This is a genomic window from Halomonas hibernica, assembly GCF_013183775.1.
Taxonomy (GTDB): domain Bacteria; phylum Pseudomonadota; class Gammaproteobacteria; order Pseudomonadales; family Halomonadaceae; genus Vreelandella; species Vreelandella citrativorans.
In genome coordinates this window covers 744,940-763,209 of the sequence record NZ_VIFN01000001.1, presented here as the reverse complement: position 1 = coordinate 763,209, position 18,270 = coordinate 744,940, and the positions used below count along the sequence as shown (strand labels likewise).

The window sequence follows — 18,270 nt, the reverse complement described above, 5'->3', positions numbered from 1 at the left end:
GTGGCAAATAAGGTGTCTTGGGCCAACCAGGCCCCGACCGCTACAGTCAAACTGCAGAGTCTTTTGACGTGGAAGTAGTACCGCTTTTAGCACTGGTGTTAGCCGTTGTGCTTTTTGCATCAGCGACCAGGTTCTTTTTACTTCCCGTTTTAAAATCGGTTTCATACCAACCACCGCCCGCCAGGCGGAACCCTGCCGCGGATACAAGCCGCGCCAAGTCATTACGATTGCACGCAGGACACTCTTTTAACGGATCTGCGCTGATTTTCTGTAATTTTTCCATGCGATGGCCGCAGGCCTTGCACTCATATTCATAGATAGGCATGTTGATAATTCCTGAAAGCTCAACGACGACAGAATATTGTCGAATATAAACGCAGCCAGCTGCGAATATGTAGCCTGTCGATATAAAATCCAAGGCTGCGGTTGATAAAGCGTCAATATTATACCCTTTTGTGCCCCCTGCCGAGCAAGGTTAACAAGCCCTGGCAGCAACTGGAGAGAATAAAATGCCTCATGCGGTCATGTTGGATGCGAAAAGTCTTGGGCCTCAAATAGATTTAAGCGCTATTCGCGGTGCGGTTACTCAACTGGATGTCTTCGATCAAAGTACAACGCAACAAGCTAAAGAGCGCTTGGCAAATGCTGACATCGCATTAGTAAACAAGGTGGTACTGGATGCGGAAACGTTAAAACAGCTGCCTTCGCTTCGCTTGATTTGTGTCATGGCTACTGGTCTAAACAATATCGACCTTGAGGCAGCAAAAGCACTTAATATCAGCGTTAAGAATGTTGCGGCATACGGCACGGCAAGCGTGTCTCAGCACACATTAATGCTGATACTTAACCTGGCAAACCGCCTACCTCTATACCAACAGGAAGTCGCCAAAGGTGTTTGGCAGCAAAGCGACTTTTTCTGCCTCCAGGACCATGTAACGCTACAGTTAGCGGGCAAGCGGCTGGTGATGGTGGGCCAGGGCGAACTGGGAACGGAAGTGGCGCGCTTGGCGGAGGCCTTTGGCCTTCAGGTGACTTTTACGGCACGCCCCGGTCACGAAGCTAACGACGCACGCCCTTCTCTCGATGACGTGCTGCCTGAAGCCGATATTATCAGCCTACACTGCCCGCTTAATGCTGATACGCAGCACCTTATTAACCAAGAGCGTTTGGCCAAGGCCAAACCCTCCCTTCTGCTCGTAAATTGCGCTCGCGGTGGCATTATTGATGAAGTAGCGGCGCTTGAGGCATTACGCCAAGGGCGTATCGGCGGGTTAGCCGTAGACGTGCTTCCTGTAGAGCCACCGAGGGAGGGACATCCACTATTGGCAGCGCTGGATGAACCGCTTAATCTGATTGTCACCCCCCACAATGCATGGGTAACGCCAGAAGCGCGCCAAAACATTATCGCTCTAACGGCGGAAAACATTACGCAATGGAAGCACGCCCAGTAAGCCTAAAATAAATATTAGCCTAATGCGTCGTGAAAGCATCAGGAGCGCGGCATTGGGCTAATGCCTCATATTCGACATGGGTTACCTGCGCATTAGCAGGGCCTTGCCAAAGCCACTCCAGCAGCATGTTCACACGCTGATGTTCGCCACACATGAGAACCTCCACCCGCCCATCCGCCAGATTTTTGGCATGACCGGTTACTCCTGCCGGTAACGCCTGCTTTTGAACGGCGCGGCGATACCCTACGCCCTGCACTTTTCCGGTGACCAAGGCTTTTATGCAACACGTTGACACTATTCGTCTCCTGCTATCCTGGGCGTAAACGCCTCTGTTTCCAAAACTTCCTGCCTAACCTGAACGGCACTGTTTCGCGGAATAAGCTTTCTGCCTCGACGTAGCAAAAGCGAGCGTGTAAAGGCCGCTCCGAACAGAAGTATCAGTGACGAGTAATACACCCAGAGCAATACCATCACCACCGACCCGGCAGCGCCGTATGTCGATGCCGTTGCGGTATAGGTGAGATAAATCGCAATCACGGTGCGGCCGATAGTAAACAGTACGGCCGTGACAACAGCCCCGGTTAAGACATCCTGCCAACGCAGCACTACATCGGGCAACACTTTGAAAATAGCCGCAAATAGCAAGGTAACGACGCCAAGTGACACAAGAGAGTCCAATAGTGTCGTGGTATAGCCGGCGAGCGGGACAAGGTCACCTGCCATTTGCAGGATGCTTCGCAAAGCAATACTTAATACCAACGAAATTAATAGAATAAAACCAATGAGAAAGACAACCATTAACGATAAAAAGCGCGTTTTTATAAATACAAACAAGCTGTTACTGGCCGGCTTGGCGATCACTCCCCATATGGTGTTCAGTGAAAGCTGCATTTGCGCAAAGACGGTTGTCGCACCGACTAACAAAGCACAAACGCCTAACACAGAAGGCAATACACCAGACTCTTCGAACCGAGAGTGGATAACGGCCTCTTCAATCGCGGAGGCCACATCGGTACCCAGTGAGTCCTGCAACTGGGCCACGATTTGCCCCTGAGCAGCGTTTTCACCAAAGACAATACCGATAACCGCAACGGCAATAATGACAGTAGGGGCTAATGAAAAAAGCGTATAAAACGCTAATGAGCCCGCGAAGCTAAACGCATGACGCTCTAACCATAGCTTCGTTGCATCCTGAACCACCTTCCACCAAAAAGTGAGGGTGTCTTTAGTCATATTCAGTCCCTTGCGTCATTGATGGATACCTTTATGTGCAATAGCTTAGCAGCATACCCAATACGGGTGCAGTACGTAGCCTTCGTCAGATTGCACCGCTGAACCGCTCTCTTCATAATGACGCTGTTATTTGACCAAATGTTAAAGGAACCACCATGGCCCTTGATGCAACATGCTCTACGCCTGCTTACACCTTTGATTGTTTGGTATTTATTGGGCGTTTTCAGCCTCCTCACTTAGGCCACTTGGCCGTTATCCGTGAAGCACTTAATCAAGCACGTCAGGTCATTGTACTGGTAGGCTCTGCATGGCAGGCGCGCTCGCTGAGAAATCCATGGCGCTTTGATGAACGCCAGGCAATGATTCGTTCCGGGTTTGATGATGCTGATAACCAGCGGTTAGAAATCACGCCGCTGCTGGATGCTCTTTACAACGATGATGTTTGGGTAAGAGATGTACAGCGAAAGGTACGAGACTTAGCCGCACCGGCTAATATTCGTTTACCACGCATTGGTTTGATCGGTGCAAGCCGTGGTCAGTCAAGCTACTACTTGTCTCTGTTTCCGCAGTGGGAATCCGTCAGCGTTCCGCTGATTGAAGGCATTTCAGCCAGCCAGATTCGTGAACGACTGTTTCGATCGCCAAGCGCTTCAGACGATTATTTGAGCACGGGGGCTTATCATGACCTGCCGCCCGGCGTGGTCAGTCGCGTTAGCGAATTTTGTCGCGAAAGCGCCTATCAACAATTACTGGAAGAGCAACGACTACTGGACCAGTACCATCAAGCCTGGTCACATGCTCCCTACCCACCTATTTTTGTTACCGTGAATGCGGTGGTTGTGCAATCCGGGCATGTACTTCTGGTGCGCCGTAATTCAGCACCCGGTAAAGGGTTGTTTGCGCTGCCTGGCGGATTCATTAACCCTCATGAGCGACTGCTGGATGCGTGCTTGCGGGAGCTCAGGGAACGGCTGCGCTTGAAAGTACCAGAACCCGTTCTAAAAGGATCATTACGTGGGCAGCGCCTTTTTGATGAGCCGCACCGAAGCTGGCGAGGACGCACGCTAGCGGAAGCTTTCTACTTTGCACTACGCCCAGACCAACAGCTGCCACGTTTAAAACCCGTTAAAGGCGGTGATCATGCACGGTGGGTGGCACTGGCTGATTTAGAGCCAGACAGCCTATTCGAAGATCATTTTTTTATTATTCAAAACTTTCTTGGCCTGCCTGCTGACTTCGGCACGTCAACTTAACCCATTACGCTTGTAAAAAATCACGTGGCAGCTTCATCATTTGACGCCAAAGCTTCTCAACGCCTGGTTTGTGTACCAACGAGCAGCGATAAAGGCGAATTTCGAGCGGTATGTCCCAACTTTCATCACCGGCCCTGACCAAGCGCCCACTTTTGAGCTCTTCACGAATACAAAAATCAGGGATCCATGCCGCTCCAATACCTTGAAGCACCATGCCTTTTAATCCTTCTGCCATGGCGGTTTCATAAACCGTACGTAATTTCATACGCAAAGGGTCATTCTTTAACAACATTCGCACACTACGCCCTAAAAAAGCGCCCTGGGTATAAGCCAGGTAGGGAATTGAGGCCTCTTGCTGCAGCGAAAAACAGGGTTTCCCCGTCTCGTCGGGTAGCGAGACGGGCAGCATATTGACCTTGCCTATCGAGAAGGACGGGAAAACCTCGGCATCCAACTGCATAGTGGCAAAGGGGTCATAATAGGCCAGCATGAGATCGCAATTACCTTCACGCAGCACGTGGATCGCTTCGCCTACATTCATGGCGACCAAACGCGTTGGCAGCTCTCCAAGGCCTTTCTGAAGGCGTGAAATCCAAGGGGGGAAAAAGCTTAATGCCAATGAGTGAGCGGCCACAATATCAAGTGCTTCATTGGCAATCGACAAGCCACGCAAATGACTTAATGACTCGTTAAGCTGTTCAACGAGGTTTCGCGCCGTCACCAGAAACAACTGCCCTTCTGACGTAAGCCCTACGGGGGTTGTTGAGCGGTCAACAAGGGTTACGCCAATGGCTTGTTCCAGTGCTCGAATGCGGCGGCTAAAAGCAGGTTGAGTAACATGACGCTGGCGGGCAGACGCTGAAAAGCTGCGTGTATTCGCAAGTGCGACAAAATCTTCTAGCCATTTTGTTTCAAGATTCACCCAACACTCCTTTGCCGATTATTACTATTGGACAGGCGACATTAAATACGCCGCCCGTGATACTACTTTTTTCCATAATGGACGCTGTTGAATTTCATCAATTGTGATACGCCGACAATCATTAAAGTCTTTCACCAACATGGTGTGCACTTCGGCGGCAAATATGGTGTCAGGAATATACGCTGTAATTTCAAAATTTAAGCGAAATGAACGGTTATCCAAGTTTACCGTACCTACGGTGGCGGCATCATTATCAATCAGGATTACTTTTTGGTGCAGAAACCCAGGTTGATAACGGTATATTTTAACGCCTGCTTTTAACATATCGGCCAAAAAAGCAAAGGCCGAGAGAAATACCAGCAGGTGGTCTGGCCGCTCGGGAATCATCACTCGTACATCAATTCCCCGCATGGCAGCCAAGCGTAGCGCATCTTGAACGCCTTGGTCGGGTACAAAATAGGGGCTGGTGACCCATAGTCGATGCGTTGCACTATGAATCAATTGCTGAATCAACAGGCTGGCAGTGTCCTGTTTGTCCGCGGGGCCTGAAGGGACAATAACAACATTCTGATCAATATTAGGGTGGCTTTCCGCCTGCCAATTCAAGCTGGTGACTTCCCCCGTTGCCCAGTGCCAATCTTCCCAAAAAGCTTCTTGTAGCCCCAATACGCTGGGTCCTTCCAGTACCAGGTGCGTGTCACGCCAAGGCCCATGGCGAGGGTCCTGGCCCAGATATTCAACCCCCACATTAAAGCCCCCTAACCAACCCCGCTTACCATCGACAACAGCTACCTTGCGGTGATTACGAAAATTGAGCTGAAAACGATGTTTAAAGCCTCTAGAGGAGCGAAACGGGCTGACTTCTACGCCTTCTGCGGCCAGTTCCCGAAGATAGCCCTCATTGAGTTTGCGACTACCAATTTCATCGTAAAGAAAATACACGCGTACACCGCGGCGAACGGCACCCAGCAAGCGCTGTTGAAGACGGCGACCCAGCGCGTCATCTCGCACAATAAAAAACTGCAGCAGTAAATAGTGCTCTGCTTCATCAATACCGTTAAACAAGCTATTGAACGTGGCGTCACCATCAATAAGCAACTCAGCGCTATTGCCCCGAGTGAGAGGCATCATGGCCAACTGCTCTACTGCTTGTGTATCAGAATTAGAAAACGGGACTAAATAAGGTAAGGAGCTTTCCTGGTAGCGAGCAAGCACACGCCTTAACACGCTATCGCGCTCCCCACGGGCCATTACGTATCCATAAAAGCGCGGCCGACCAAAGAACCAATAGGCCGGTAAAGCGATATAAGGAAAGGTAAGAAGAGAGATAATCCATGCGACGGCACCTTGTGATGTCCGGCTAGACATTAGCGCCATGATCGCCGACACCACCCCTAACAGGTGTATCAGCATAATGCTTGTCCCTAGCAGCCAAGAGACCATACCTACATCTCCATTAAACGTATGGATATTTCAAACAGGGTATCGCTATGGTTCTCAATGCACAGAAGCCCCGTATGAACGGGGCTTCTGTAATTTAATCACACATCACAGCACAGACTGCCTTATGCCGTTTGAGCAATAATCTCCTTCCATTTGGCCGGTCCGGTTTGATGAACCGAAGTGCCCTGGCTATCAACCGCTACGGTGACCGGCATATCTTCTACTTCAAACTCATAGATGGCTTCCATCCCCAAGTCCTCAAAACCAACGACCCGGGATTTTTTAATTGCCTGAGCGACCAGGTAAGCCGAGCCACCCACCGCCATCAAGTAGACAGCCTCGTTATCGCGGATTGCGTCTATGGCCACTTGGCCACGTTCCGCTTTACCGACCATACCCAAAAGCCCGGTTTCTTCGAGCATGGTGCGCGTGAATTTGTCCATCCGCGTCGCCGTTGTGGGCCCTGCTGGCCCCACCACTTCGTCACGTACCGGGTCAACTGGGCCAACGTAATAGATAAACCGGCCTTTCATATCAACAGGCAATGGCTCGCCTTTCGCCAGCATATCCACCATGCGCTTATGAGCAGCATCACGACCAGTCAGTAGTTTGCCATTCAGTAACAGCGTATCACCTGGCTGCCAGGTTTTAACTTCTTCGGGTGTTACGGTATCCAGATTAACGCGCTTCACGTTATCACCCATTTCACGGGTAATTTCTGGCCAGTCTTCCAGCTTCGGCGGGTCAAGCGCTGCAGGGCCTGAGCCATCCAGAGTGAAATGCGCATGGCGAGTTGCCGCACAGTTAGGAATGATCGCAACCGGCTTATTCGCCGCGTGGGTCGGGTAATCTTTTACTTTTATATCCAACACCGTGGTAAGGCCGCCGAGACCCTGAGCGCCAATACCACTTTTATTGACCTTATCAAAAAGCTCTAACCGTAGTTCTTCAGCGCGGTTACTCGGGCCACGTGCTTGCAGGTCTTGAATATCAATAGGGTCAAGCAGTGCCTCTTTTGCGATTTGCATCGCTTTTTCAGCCGTACCGCCAATCCCAATACCCAACATGCCCGGCGGGCACCACCCTGCCCCCATTTTAGGAAGCTGTTCCATGACCCAATCGACAACGCTGTCAGAGGGGTTGAGCATCGCGAACTTGGATTTCGCTTCACTACCGCCGCCTTTTGCCGCAACGTGAATGTCGACCTTGTCACCTGGCACCAGCTTGTGGTGGATAATAGCCGGCGTATTATCTTTGGTGTTTTGGCGCTTCCCGTCCGGGTCTGCCAGCACGGATGCACGCAGCACGTTATCGGGCAACTGGTAAGCGCGGCGAACTCCTTCGTTGACCATGTCGTCCAAGCTCATATCCGCGTCCCAGGTAACATTCATGCCTACATGAACGAAGACGGTAACAATACCCGTGTCCTGGCAGATAGGCCGATGGCCAGTGGCGCACATTCTCGAGTTAATCAAAATCTGCGCGATAGCATCCTTTGCAGCCGGGTTTTGTTCCCGTTTATATGCTGCATCCATGGCATCAATAAAATCTTTAGGATGATAGTAAGAGATATACTGCAGAGCATCGGCAACGCTTTGTATCACGTCGTCCTGGCGAATCACGGTCATGGAGTAACAGCTCCTTGGTTTTCGTCTTGTCTACGGCTACTTTAACGAAGGTGGAAATAGCCGTTTAAGCGTGCAAGCAGTATACCGTATTGATCCCCAAGCGGCAGCTTCTACGATTTCTTATTTACCATTGAATGAGTTTGATAGTGATGTTTTGACAACCGGAACAAGATAACGGTATAAATTTTTTATTATGCGCTTGGCTGCCCGGCGGATTTCGGGGCCTTCTGGCATATCTCTATCCTAGCGCCAGCTGTTTTTCTTTCATTTGATGCAGTTGATCGCGCAGGCGCGCTGCTTCTTCAAACTCCAGATTCTGCGCTGCCTCAAACATTGCGTCTTCCAGCTTGCTGATAGCGGCTAACAAATCATGCGCCCCCATGCTGGCGATATCGTAATCACCGGCACCTTCTGCCACCTTACGCTCGGACCCACGCTTGCGGCTGCTCTTTTTGCCGGGGGTTTGCGCAGCTTCCAGAATATCTGCCACGGAGCGCGTCACGGTGGTTGGCGTAATACCATGCTTTTCATTGTGCGCTTGCTGTTTGGCTCGACGACGCTCTGTCTCATCAATCGCTTTGCGCATGGAGTCGGTAATACGATCACCGTACAAAATGGCTTTACCGTGGGCGTTACGTGCCGCGCGTCCAATGGTCTGAATTAGCGAGCGCTCTGCACGCAGGAAGCCTTCCTTGTCAGCATCTAGAATCGCCACCAACGAAACTTCTGGAATATCCAACCCCTCGCGCAGCAGGTTAATACCTACCAACACATCAAACTTGCCCAGGCGCAGATCACGAATAATTTCTACCCGTTCGACCGTATCGATATCGGAGTGCAAATAGCGTACACGTACCCCATGCTCATCAAAGTATTCTGTTAAATCTTCAGCCATACGCTTGGTAAGCGTTGTCACCAGTACGCGCTCACCGACAGCAGTACGCAAGCCGATCTCGGAAAGCAGATCGTCCACCTGGGTACTGGCCGGGCGCACTTCAATTTCAGGATCCAGCAGCCCCGTAGGACGCACAACCTGTTCAACGACTTGACCAGCATGCTCGGCCTCGTATTTACCCGGGGTTGCCGAAACAAAAATAGCTTGAGGAACAATGGATTCCCACTCCTCGAATTTCATGGGACGGTTATCCAACGCCGAAGGCAAGCGGAAACCATACTCTACCAACGTCTCTTTACGTGAACGGTCACCCTTATACATACCGCCCACCTGAGGCACGCTGACGTGAGACTCATCAATAAACAGCAGCGCGTCGTCAGGCAGGTAGTCAAAAAACGTGGGCGGCGGCTCGCCAGGCGCACGCCCGGATAAGTAGCGTGAGTAGTTCTCGATACCGTTGCAGTAACCCAGCTCCAGCATCATCTCGATATCGTAAAGCGTACGCTGCTCAAGGCGCTGCGCTTCTACCAGGCGTTCATGCTTGCGCATCCATTCAAGGCGCTCTTTTAACTCATCTTTTATTGAGTCAATCGCGCCTAAAATGGTTTCACGCGGCGTCACATAGTGAGACTTGGGGTAAATTGTCATGCGCGGGACTTGGCCCCGTATGTCCCCGGTTAGCGGATCAAAAATTCGAATAGAGTCAATTTCGTTATCAAACAGTTCAACCCGTACCGCATCCTCATCAGAATCAGCAGGAAAGATATCAATGACGTCACCGCGCACGCGATACGTGCCTCGGCGAAAGTCCATGTCATTGCGGGTGTATTGAAGCTCCGCCAAACGGCGCAAAAAGGCACGCTGATCAATCAACTCGCCGCGGGTAAAGTGCAGACGCATTTTTAAATACTGGTCGGGGTCACCCAACCCGTAAATAGCAGAAACGGAAACAACGATGAGCGCATCACGACGTTCAAGCAACGCCTTGGTTGCCGAGAGACGCATCTGCTCAATATGATCATTGATAGAGGCATCTTTTTCGATAAACGTATCCGATGATGGTACGTAGGCTTCGGGCTGATAGTAGTCATAATACGAAACAAAGTACTCGACAGCATTATCCGGAAAGAAGGATTTAAACTCTCCATAAAGCTGAGCCGCGAGGGTTTTGTTAGGTGCCATCACAATGGTCGGGCGCTGAAGCTGCTCAACCACATTCGCCATGGTGAATGTTTTGCCCGACCCGGTTACCCCCAGCAGCGTTTGATGGGCAAGTCCTGACTCCAGGCCACTTACCAAGTCTTTTATCGCATTTGGCTGGTCACCGGCAGGCTTAAATTTCGACTGTAACCGAAACTCTTTGCTCATCATTGCTCCTGAATGAAAAGTTAAATAATGTGCGTAGTGATATCGACAGTTGCCTGCGTCATCAGGCGCTGGATGGGGCAGCGATGGCTGATCTCTTCCAGGCGTGCCCGCTGTTCCGGGTCGCTGATCCCATGCAGTGTTAACGCTACATTCAATTTATAAGTTCCATGCGCCTCCTCACTGTCGTCCCGCTGCACCGTGACAGTAATCGCGGTAAGCGGCCACTTCTTGCGCTTGGCATACATCTGCACCGTAATGGCCTTACACGTTCCCAGAGAAATATCGAAATAGTCATGTGGGTCGGGCGCACTGCCTTCGCCTCCGACCAGAGTGGGAACATCGGCATACAGGGCCTCCAGGCTATCGACCTCAATACGCTGGCGAAATACATGGTTACGCTGGCTGATTACCGTAATAGGCGGATGCATCAGGATACTTTCACTCCCAGTTTGAGCTTCTCTACAGCGTTGATCAGTGCCTCACGTTTAACACGGCCATCCACATCTGCGCCGTGGCGACCTACCTCTGCACTATCAACCCCCTCCAACATCATCAACGCCGTGGTAATCTTGTTGACTTGATCAGCGTTTTTTACGCCTTGAAACGTTAACGATTGCTGTGCCATTACGCTACCCTCCTCACTTAACCTTATGCAAAACTGATACAACAGAAAGATTCTAGCACGCTCTTACACCTTGCAATTAGCATCATTCGCCCACAGGTTGAGAAGCGCGGTGTCCTAATCCTACTTTCAGCGATCAGCTACTCATCAGGAGTCTATATGGCAACGGTTATCCCCTCTACTGCGATCACCGACAATGTGCGCCTTCATCACTTGGCAGCGCTGGATGTAACAGGGGCAGATGCTGAAAAATTCCTGCAGGGCCAAACAAGCGCTCAGGTAAGTTTAGCGGATGGCGAGTTTGCCCCTCTTACGTGTTTTTGCACACCCAAAGGAAGAATGCTCGCCAATGGTCAGCTGCTGCGCCTTAACGCTGAACACTTTAGACTTATCCTTAGTGTCTCTCTTGCCGACTCGCTGGCGGCCCATTTAAAAAAATTTGCCGCGTTTTATCGGGCTGAATTGATCCATAACACAAACATCACGTTTATTGGCGCCAGCAAAGCAGCAGACACCTTAGCTGAGTCACTGGGATTAACCCTTCCTGAACAACCATACGCACAAAGCGTTAATGAACAATCAAGCGTTGTACGCGTGGCCGGGAAAATGCCTCGCTGGCTGTTTTGCACGACTGAGACAACGACAGAGGCATCCTCTCAACAGGTGGTGGACGACGAAGCCCAGCAGGCTGCCTGGCAACTTGCCGACATTCGCAGCGGAATTGCCTGGCTCTCAGAGGCTCAGCAGGATCAATTTCTGCCTCAAATGCTGAACTGGGAAGCACTAGGGGGCATTAGCTTTAAAAAGGGCTGCTACACAGGACAGGAAGTGGTAGCCCGAGCACACTTTCGTGGACAAGTTAAAAAACGCTTGGTTCACGCTGAACTTACATCGACAACGCTACCCGAGACAGGCGCCAGCATAAAAACCGAGCTGGATAAAGCCATGGGCGAGGTCGTTGCAAGCGTAAGGCGCGATAATGATAGTGTGGAGCTACTGGCAGTGATGAATACCAAGGCGACAGAAGAAGCGATACCGCTTTACTGGGAAGGCAACGCAATCACCCTACTGCCGCTACCCTACGCTATTGAACGGCTTGACCCTGAACAACTGGTGGCCACGTTAAAGGGCCAGGTTTAAAAGGGTCAGGTTTAAAAGGACTAGGCTTACAAGGGCTAAGCTCACTCGTTTAAGAATCCTGAAAAGCCTTAAGGTTAAACAATCGGGCGGCATTGGCACTGCTATGTGCCGCCACCTCTTCTTCTGTTTGGTTGCGCAGCGTGGCCACGACGCGACACACGCGAGCAACATATTGGGGTTCGTTACGCTCACCCTGATGACCGCTAAGGGGCATGTCAGGGCTATCTGTTTCCAGTACAAAGCCATCATTGGGCAGTGCCGCTACCGTTCGCCGCAGCCGCTGAGCACGCTCATAGGTAACAGCGCCCCCAAGCCCCAGTACAAAGCCTCCGTCTAAAAACTTTTGGGCTTGCTCTATAGAGCCAGAGAAGGCGTGAATCAGCCCCGCTTGGGGAAGCACTAACTGGCGCAGTCGTTTACTGACCTTGTCATTGGCCTGCACACAGTGAACCACGACAGGAAGCTTGTACTGCTTGGCCAAGCGCAGCTGATCATCGAAAAGGCGCCACTGCGGCTCCCAGGAATCTGTAAAGCGTGCATCAATACCGCACTCCCCAACCGCTGCCACCTGTGGATTTGAATACAGCGCCTGCTCCAGCGCAAGGATATCCTCATCGCGCTGGTGCTGTTCCATAAAATAGGGGTGGAGGCCCAAGCACACGCTAACATCACTGCGCTCGCCTAGCGCCAGCACCTGTTGCCAACGCTTCCGAGTAGTGCCAGGCACAATGAAATGAGAGACACCGGCCGTGTGTGCTGCTGCAAAAACAGCATCGCGGTCCTGATCAAACGCGCTAAAGTCCAGATGACAATGGGCATCGATAAGCACTGCCGGGCCTCCCTGTTGATATATCACGCAAGCCCCTCCCTGGGCTTGCCAACCTTTGCTTATCTTAAAGAGTAGCTAACTTAATGCTCTCGTGTGGGCTGGAAGCGAATCTCGGGCCAGCGCTCCTGGGTCATTTGTAAATTAACCCGAGTAGGTGCGATGTAGGTTAAGTAACCGCCTCCATCAATAGCCAAATTCGTGCTGGCTTTACGCTTAAACTCTTCGAGCATTTTGGCATCGTCGCAATATACCCAACGGGCCGTTTGTACGTTGACCCCCTCATACAGACAATCGACCTTGTACTCTTCCTTTAGCCGATGGGCGACCACGTCAAACTGCAAGGTGCCCACCGCCCCCAGGATTAGATCGTTGTTATCCATAGGCATGAAGACCTGAGTAGCGCCCTCTTCGGACAGCTGCTGCAAGCCCTTCTGAAGCGCTTTCATTTTCAGCGGGTCTTTCAGGCGGACTCGCTTGAAGAGCTCGGGCGCGAAGTGAGGAATACCGGTAAAACGCATATCCTCGCCAACGGTAAAGGTATCGCCGATTTGGATCGTGCCATGGTTATGCAAGCCAATGATGTCACCCGGCCAGGCTTCTTCTACATGGGAACGATCAGATGCCATAAACGTCAACGCATCGGCAATTTTGACATCCTTGCCAATACGCACATGGCGCATCTTCATGTTTTTCTCATATTTGCCGGAGCAAACACGTAAAAAAGCGATACGGTCCCGATGATTAGGATCCATATTGGCCTGGATCTTAAATACAAACCCGGTGAAACGCTCGTCGTGAGCGGTTACTTCACGCAGGTCAGTTTTATGCGGCTGAGGGGCAGGCGCATACTCGACGAAGCCGTCCAGCATCTCGCGTACACCAAAGTTCCCCATCGCAGTACCGAAGTAGACGGGCGTAAGCTCACCTCGCCGATAAGCCTCAAGATCAAACGTGTGCGAAGCGCCCCGCACCAGCTCGACTTCCATACGCAGCTCTTCGGCCTGCTCTTCGCCCAGAACGGCATCAACCTCAGGGCTATCCAAGCCCTCGATGCGCTTGTCTTCCGGAATATGGCTGCCCTGACCCTGGGTATACAGATGGATAACATCATTGTAAAGGTGGTAGACACCCTTGAAATGACGCCCCATACCAACAGGCCATGTCATGGGCGCGCACTGAATATTTAAAACCGTCTCGACTTCGTCCATCACCTCAATAGGGTCACGGATATCACGGTCCATTTTGTTAATAAAAGTCAGGATGGGCGTGGCACGTAAACGACACACTTCCATCAATTTGATGGTCCGATCTTCGACACCCTTGGCGCCATCAATCACCATCAAAGCGGAGTCAACGGCGGTCAGCGTTCGGTAGGTATCTTCCGAGAAGTCTTCGTGCCCTGGCGTATCCAGCAAGTTCACAACACGACCGCCATAGGGGAACTGCATAACGGAGGTCGTCACCGAGATTCCCCGCTCCTGCTCCATCTTCATCCAGTCAGACGTCGCGTGTCGGTCATTACGCTTGCTTTTCACCGAGCCTGCCAGCTGAATAGCATTCCCAAACAGCAGCATTTTTTCGGTGATGGTTGTTTTACCCGCATCAGGGTGCGAAATGATAGCGAATGTGCGGCGCAGATCCGCTTCCTGGGCTAACTGAGTGTCTTTCATCTTGCCTCTACAGAAATTAGTACTCAGCAACGTAACGCGACTCTGGCTGAGTGATTCAGAATGGGGCGAGATTGTAACGTTATGACCGTTTTGGTGCCATGTTCATTGAAACCTGCGCCTTGAAACCCTTGGGGGAAGACACATGATGGATGCTGGGACATTTTAAGGGCTACTACCATGTGTCCGCGCGAGCGAGGCCTGCAAAATCACTTTTGAGCCCAATCAAAAAACGCCGAACGGGTCGGCGCTTTAAAATGCTAGCTGATGGTGGTCGCAGACAACGTTCTAAGCGTAGGTATTAACCTGCGTACCCACATTACCTTCTTGAGCAAGATTGGGTTCAGCGCCCATATCCGCTGACGCCATGATTTCCGTGACCTGTTGGGCCTGAATATCCAATGCGTCTTTGAAGATCTGCATTTGGGCCTGTTCAGCAGTTTGCGCTTGATTCATATAAAGCGCTGTACTCACCGTATTGCTTATAGATACATCCATAAAGCCTGCCCTCAGAAGTCAAACGTCAAATCAGCTTAGCAAATAACCGGACAACCTACAAAGCGGCGTGGCGATTTAGAACCGCTCAGCTCGAAAGGGTGACATATCAATTTCTGTCGGCTTGCCTTCGATCATGTCAGCCAATAGCTGACCTGTCGCTGGACCAAGGGTAAACCCTTGGTGCCCGTGCCCAAATGCTAACCATAACCCAGGATGGCGTGGTGCCGGTCCAATAATCGGCTTCATATCTGGCAAACAGGGGCGCGCGCCCTTCCAGGCGGCCGCATCATAGCGCTCGCCAAGCGGAAAAATAGTCCTGGCCACTTTTTCCGCCGCTTCCAGCTGATGCTCATCAGCGGGCGACTCTATTCGATCAAGCTCAGCACCGGTCGTCAGACGCACTCCTGCGTTCATGGGCGCCAGCAAATAGCCAACTTCAGCATCCATTAACCAGTAATTCAGCTTGGCTGGCGCTTGGGCAGCATAGTGCATGTGATAGCCACGCTTAACAAAGGTAGGAAAATGATAGCCCAGCCCTTTCATCCATTCGCCAGACCATGGTCCCAAGGCAACCACCACGCCATCAGTGTCAAGGGTTTGCGTTTCAGTAACGATCCGCCAGCGCTCGCCTGCTTGCTCAACTTTTTGAATATCCGCCTGAAGAAGCTTGCCTCCGTTGTCCATAAAATCTTGCGCATAGGCGGCCACCAAGGCACCCGGATCGGCCACCGTCCAGGGGTCCAGCCAATGAATAGCGCCAATAATATCCTTACCTAAATTCGGCTCTTTGCTTTCAATGCCTGCACGATCCAGCACGTTAAACTGCACCCCATAATGCTCACGAGCTTCTTCAGCCTCTTTAATACGTTTTTCCAAGCGCGACTGCGTGCGGTAAATCTCTAACCACCCTTCACGGCGCACCAAGTGCTCGGCGCCAGCAGCTTCAATCATCGGACCGTGCGTTTTTAAGCACAATTGGATGAGAGAAGCCCACTCAGGAATGATTTTTTTATAGCGGCCTGATGAAGAGTTATGCCAATAGCTTAACAGGGGTGAAGCGGCATTCAGCATGCCTGCCGGGCGATAACGAATATCCACGCGCTTGTTAGGCAGCACGCTTAAAATGGTTTTCATATCACGAGGGAATGCATAAGGACGCACCGCTTCTCGCTGAATGATGCCCGCATTACCAAACGACGTTTCCCGACCAGGCTGGCGTCTGTCCACCAAGGTGACCTGGTGCCCGCGACGCTGTAAATGCCATGCAATACTGACACCCACCATGCCTGCCCCTAGCACTACCGTTTGTCGCGTCATCTTGTATTCTCCTCAGCGCTAATACCTACGTTTAATACAGGCGAAAACAACGCCAGCAACTGATTGAAAAATATCACTAAACAAAGGGCACTTGCACAGCTTAAAAAGCTTTTTTCAAGGCTTTTTACAGCAATTAACGCTATAAAAATATCACTAGCAGACAACTCCACTGCTTTAGAGCTTTGCAGGCGGACAAAGCCACAAAAACAGCTTAAGCAGCAATTAAATGCAGGGTGCATGAAGAGCAAGCACAGCCAGGGAAGCAGTAAGGAAGCATGACGAATAAAACAAGCTGTCTTTAAACAGACATTACAACATGCAGGAAGGGATATGAAAGAAAAATGCAGGGATCAAAAACAAAAAAACCACAATTAAGTGGTATCAGATATGAAGAGAAGATATTAAATAAGCAATACGAATGGGGTGGATGATGGGTTTCGAACCCACGACCACCGGAGTCACAATCCGGGGCTCTACCACTGAGCTACATCCACCACAACCTAAAACTGTAGCCGCATATTACTATCGAATGGGGTGGATGATGGGGTTCGAACCCACGACCACCGGAGTCACAATCCGGGGCTCTACCACTGAGCTACACCCACCATTGATAGCACTAACGTACTTAAACTTTCCTAACCGGCAAATGACCATCGAACAGCATTACTAATGGCACGCCCAGCAGGACTTGAACCCGCAACCTACGGCTTAGAAGGCCGTTGCTCTATCCGGTTGAGCTATGGGCGCACATAAAGCATCCCAAAAAACACTGAACGCCAATGAGCACTTGACCACAACCAAACTTGGAAAAGCAAAGTAACGCCTTTCGCGTTAAGTGTGGTCGGGATGGAGGGATTCGAACCCCCGACATCCTGCTCCCAAAGCAGGCGCGCTACCAGACTGCGCTACATCCCGATTTATCACCTTTGACGCTTACCGCGCTGCTCGTCTCAAGCGAGGCATATATTACTATTTTTAAAATTAAAGTCAACACTTAACGCGATTGATTGTGTAGATGCTTTGCCTGGCCGCTTGGGCATGCGAAAATTACTCCCTATAGTAAATGCTCAAGCAAGCGTGCTTTTGCATCAGCGCTCCAACCTCCATAGGATCTTTGTAAATGACCGCCCAACTTATCGATGGAAAAGCCATCGCTGCTCATGTCCGTCAACGCGTTGCCGAGAAGATAGCCAAACGTCAGCAAGCAGGCGCTCGTGCACCAGGACTAGCCGTTGTTGTGGTCGGTGAAGACCCGGCGTCTCACGTCTATGTTAGTAATAAACATCGAGCCTGCGAACAAGCGGGCATCCTATCGTTTCAACATGCCCTCCCCGCCGCTACCACGCAGCAAGCGTTGGAAGCATTGGTTGACCAGCTTAATGATGATGCAAGCATAGACGGCATCCTGGTTCAGCTACCGCTACCAGCTCACCTGGACGCCAACCCGATTCTGGAGCGCATTAAGCCCGACAAAGATGTCGATGGTTTTCACCCCTACAATCTTGGCCGGCTTGCTCAGCGGTTGCCGGCTCTACGCCCCTGCACCCCCAAAGGGGTCATGACCATGCTGGCAGAAAGCGGCCTGTCGGTGCGTGGCTTAAACGCCACTATCGTTGGCGCTTCTAACATCGTGGGCCGCCCAATGGCGCTGGAACTGATGCTGGCAGGCGCGACCATCACTGTATGCCATCGCTTTACCCAGGATTTGCAGGCCCATGTTAACCGTGCCGACCTGGTGGTCGTGGCTGTCGGCAAACCTGGCATTGTTAAAGGGGAGTGGATTAAGGAAGGTGCCATTGTGATTGATGTTGGTATTAACCGTCAGGAAGATGGCTCGCTGGTGGGAGATGTCGATTTTGCAGCTGCGGCCGAGCGGGCCAGCTTTATCACCCCCGTTCCGGGTGGCGTAGGCCCCATGACCGTTGCCACTTTGCTCGAAAATACGCTTGAAGCGGCTGAGCATCACGACGCCAACGCTTAGGCTTACTGTACTGTTAATTTTTA

The 18,270-nt window shown here is 51.3% G+C and carries 17 protein-coding genes and 4 tRNA genes; 4 read left to right on the top strand and 17 right to left on the bottom strand.

Annotated features, from left to right (window positions below; genetic code table 11):
• Positions 1-46: 46 nt before the first annotated feature.
• Positions 47-325 (bottom strand): FmdB family zinc ribbon protein, encoded by a 279-nt coding sequence (locus FKN99_RS03575; RefSeq protein ID WP_172116602.1) that lies wholly within the window; start codon positions 323-325, stop codon positions 47-49.
• A 184-nt stretch (positions 326-509) separates the two neighbouring features.
• On the opposite strand from FKN99_RS03575, the gene FKN99_RS03570 reads away from it, so the two are divergent.
• Positions 510-1,451, top strand: a complete 942-nt coding sequence (locus tag FKN99_RS03570) for a D-2-hydroxyacid dehydrogenase (RefSeq protein WP_172116601.1) — start codon at positions 510-512, stop codon at positions 1,449-1,451.
• Between the two features lie 19 nt (positions 1,452-1,470).
• On the opposite strand, the gene yccX is transcribed toward FKN99_RS03570, so the two are convergent.
• On the bottom strand, positions 1,471-1,746 hold the full coding sequence (yccX, locus tag FKN99_RS03565; RefSeq protein ID WP_172116600.1) for an acylphosphatase: 276 nt from the start codon (positions 1,744-1,746) through the stop codon (positions 1,471-1,473).
• Positions 1,746-2,684: a YihY/virulence factor BrkB family protein gene (locus FKN99_RS03560; RefSeq protein ID WP_172116599.1), complete on the bottom strand. Its 939-nt coding sequence runs from the start codon at positions 2,682-2,684 to the stop codon at positions 1,746-1,748. Before FKN99_RS03560 ends, yccX begins: the two co-directional genes overlap by 1 nt.
• A gap of 155 nt (positions 2,685-2,839) precedes the next feature.
• On the opposite strand from FKN99_RS03560, the gene FKN99_RS03555 reads away from it, so the two are divergent.
• Positions 2,840-3,937, top strand: coding sequence for a bifunctional nicotinamide-nucleotide adenylyltransferase/Nudix hydroxylase (locus tag FKN99_RS03555; protein WP_172116598.1), 1,098 nt, complete (start codon positions 2,840-2,842; stop codon positions 3,935-3,937).
• A 4-nt stretch (positions 3,938-3,941) separates the two neighbouring features.
• Here the strand turns inward: FKN99_RS03555 and FKN99_RS03550 are convergent, their stop codons facing one another.
• The 6 genes from FKN99_RS03550 to FKN99_RS03525 all read right to left on the bottom strand — a co-directional run bounded on the left by FKN99_RS03550 (position 3,942) and on the right by FKN99_RS03525 (position 10,818).
• Positions 3,942-4,859 (bottom strand): LysR substrate-binding domain-containing protein, encoded by a 918-nt coding sequence (locus FKN99_RS03550; protein ID WP_087105473.1) that lies wholly within the window; start codon positions 4,857-4,859, stop codon positions 3,942-3,944.
• Positions 4,860-4,883: 24 nt separating this feature from the next.
• The gene (gene cls, locus FKN99_RS03545) at positions 4,884-6,302 is read right to left on the bottom strand and encodes a cardiolipin synthase (protein ID WP_172116597.1); all 1,419 of its coding nucleotides are present in this window, start codon (positions 6,300-6,302) and stop codon (positions 4,884-4,886) included.
• 122 nt (positions 6,303-6,424) lie between these two features.
• Positions 6,425-7,930: a fumarate hydratase gene (locus FKN99_RS03540; protein WP_172116596.1), complete on the bottom strand. Its 1,506-nt coding sequence runs from the start codon at positions 7,928-7,930 to the stop codon at positions 6,425-6,427.
• A gap of 238 nt (positions 7,931-8,168) precedes the next feature.
• On the bottom strand, positions 8,169-10,193 hold the full coding sequence (uvrB, locus tag FKN99_RS03535; protein ID WP_172116595.1) for an excinuclease ABC subunit UvrB: 2,025 nt from the start codon (positions 10,191-10,193) through the stop codon (positions 8,169-8,171).
• 20 nt (positions 10,194-10,213) lie between these two features.
• Positions 10,214-10,621: an OsmC family protein gene (locus tag FKN99_RS03530; protein WP_172116594.1), complete on the bottom strand. Its 408-nt coding sequence runs from the start codon at positions 10,619-10,621 to the stop codon at positions 10,214-10,216.
• Positions 10,621-10,818: a hypothetical protein gene (locus FKN99_RS03525; RefSeq protein WP_087105479.1), complete on the bottom strand. Its 198-nt coding sequence runs from the start codon at positions 10,816-10,818 to the stop codon at positions 10,621-10,623. Before FKN99_RS03525 ends, FKN99_RS03530 begins: the two co-directional genes overlap by 1 nt.
• A 156-nt stretch (positions 10,819-10,974) precedes the next feature.
• Between FKN99_RS03525 and ygfZ the strand changes: the two genes are divergently transcribed.
• Positions 10,975-11,955: a CAF17-like 4Fe-4S cluster assembly/insertion protein YgfZ gene (gene ygfZ / locus FKN99_RS03520; protein ID WP_172116593.1), complete on the top strand. Its 981-nt coding sequence runs from the start codon at positions 10,975-10,977 to the stop codon at positions 11,953-11,955.
• 49 nt (positions 11,956-12,004) lie between these two features.
• Here the strand turns inward: ygfZ and FKN99_RS03515 are convergent, their stop codons facing one another.
• From FKN99_RS03515 to FKN99_RS03480, 8 genes are all read right to left on the bottom strand, one after another.
• Positions 12,005-12,784 carry a TatD family hydrolase gene (locus FKN99_RS03515; RefSeq protein WP_172116771.1) on the bottom strand — a complete coding sequence of 260 codons (780 nt, stop codon included), beginning with the start codon at positions 12,782-12,784 and terminating at the stop codon, positions 12,005-12,007.
• A gap of 80 nt (positions 12,785-12,864) precedes the next feature.
• Entirely contained in the window at positions 12,865-14,454 is a 1,590-nt protein-coding gene (locus tag FKN99_RS03510; RefSeq protein WP_172116592.1) for a peptide chain release factor 3, read from the bottom strand.
• 285 nt (positions 14,455-14,739) lie between these two features.
• Positions 14,740-14,949: a putative motility protein gene (locus FKN99_RS03505; protein ID WP_172116591.1), complete on the bottom strand. Its 210-nt coding sequence runs from the start codon at positions 14,947-14,949 to the stop codon at positions 14,740-14,742.
• A 75-nt stretch (positions 14,950-15,024) separates the two neighbouring features.
• The gene (locus FKN99_RS03500; protein WP_172116590.1) at positions 15,025-16,266 is read right to left on the bottom strand and encodes an NAD(P)/FAD-dependent oxidoreductase; all 1,242 of its coding nucleotides are present in this window, start codon (positions 16,264-16,266) and stop codon (positions 15,025-15,027) included.
• 419 nt (positions 16,267-16,685) lie between these two features.
• Positions 16,686-16,760 (bottom strand) — tRNA-His (locus tag FKN99_RS03495).
• A gap of 36 nt (positions 16,761-16,796) precedes the next feature.
• A tRNA-His gene (locus FKN99_RS03490) sits at positions 16,797-16,871 on the bottom strand.
• 65 nt (positions 16,872-16,936) lie between these two features.
• A tRNA-Arg gene (locus FKN99_RS03485) sits at positions 16,937-17,013 on the bottom strand.
• Positions 17,014-17,104: 91 nt separating this feature from the next.
• Positions 17,105-17,181: transfer RNA gene (locus FKN99_RS03480), tRNA-Pro, on the bottom strand.
• 205 nt (positions 17,182-17,386) lie between these two features.
• On the opposite strand from FKN99_RS03480, the gene folD reads away from it, so the two are divergent.
• Positions 17,387-18,247: a bifunctional methylenetetrahydrofolate dehydrogenase/methenyltetrahydrofolate cyclohydrolase FolD gene (gene folD, locus FKN99_RS03475; protein WP_172116589.1), complete on the top strand. Its 861-nt coding sequence runs from the start codon at positions 17,387-17,389 to the stop codon at positions 18,245-18,247.
• The last annotated feature ends 23 nt before the right edge of the window (positions 18,248-18,270 follow it).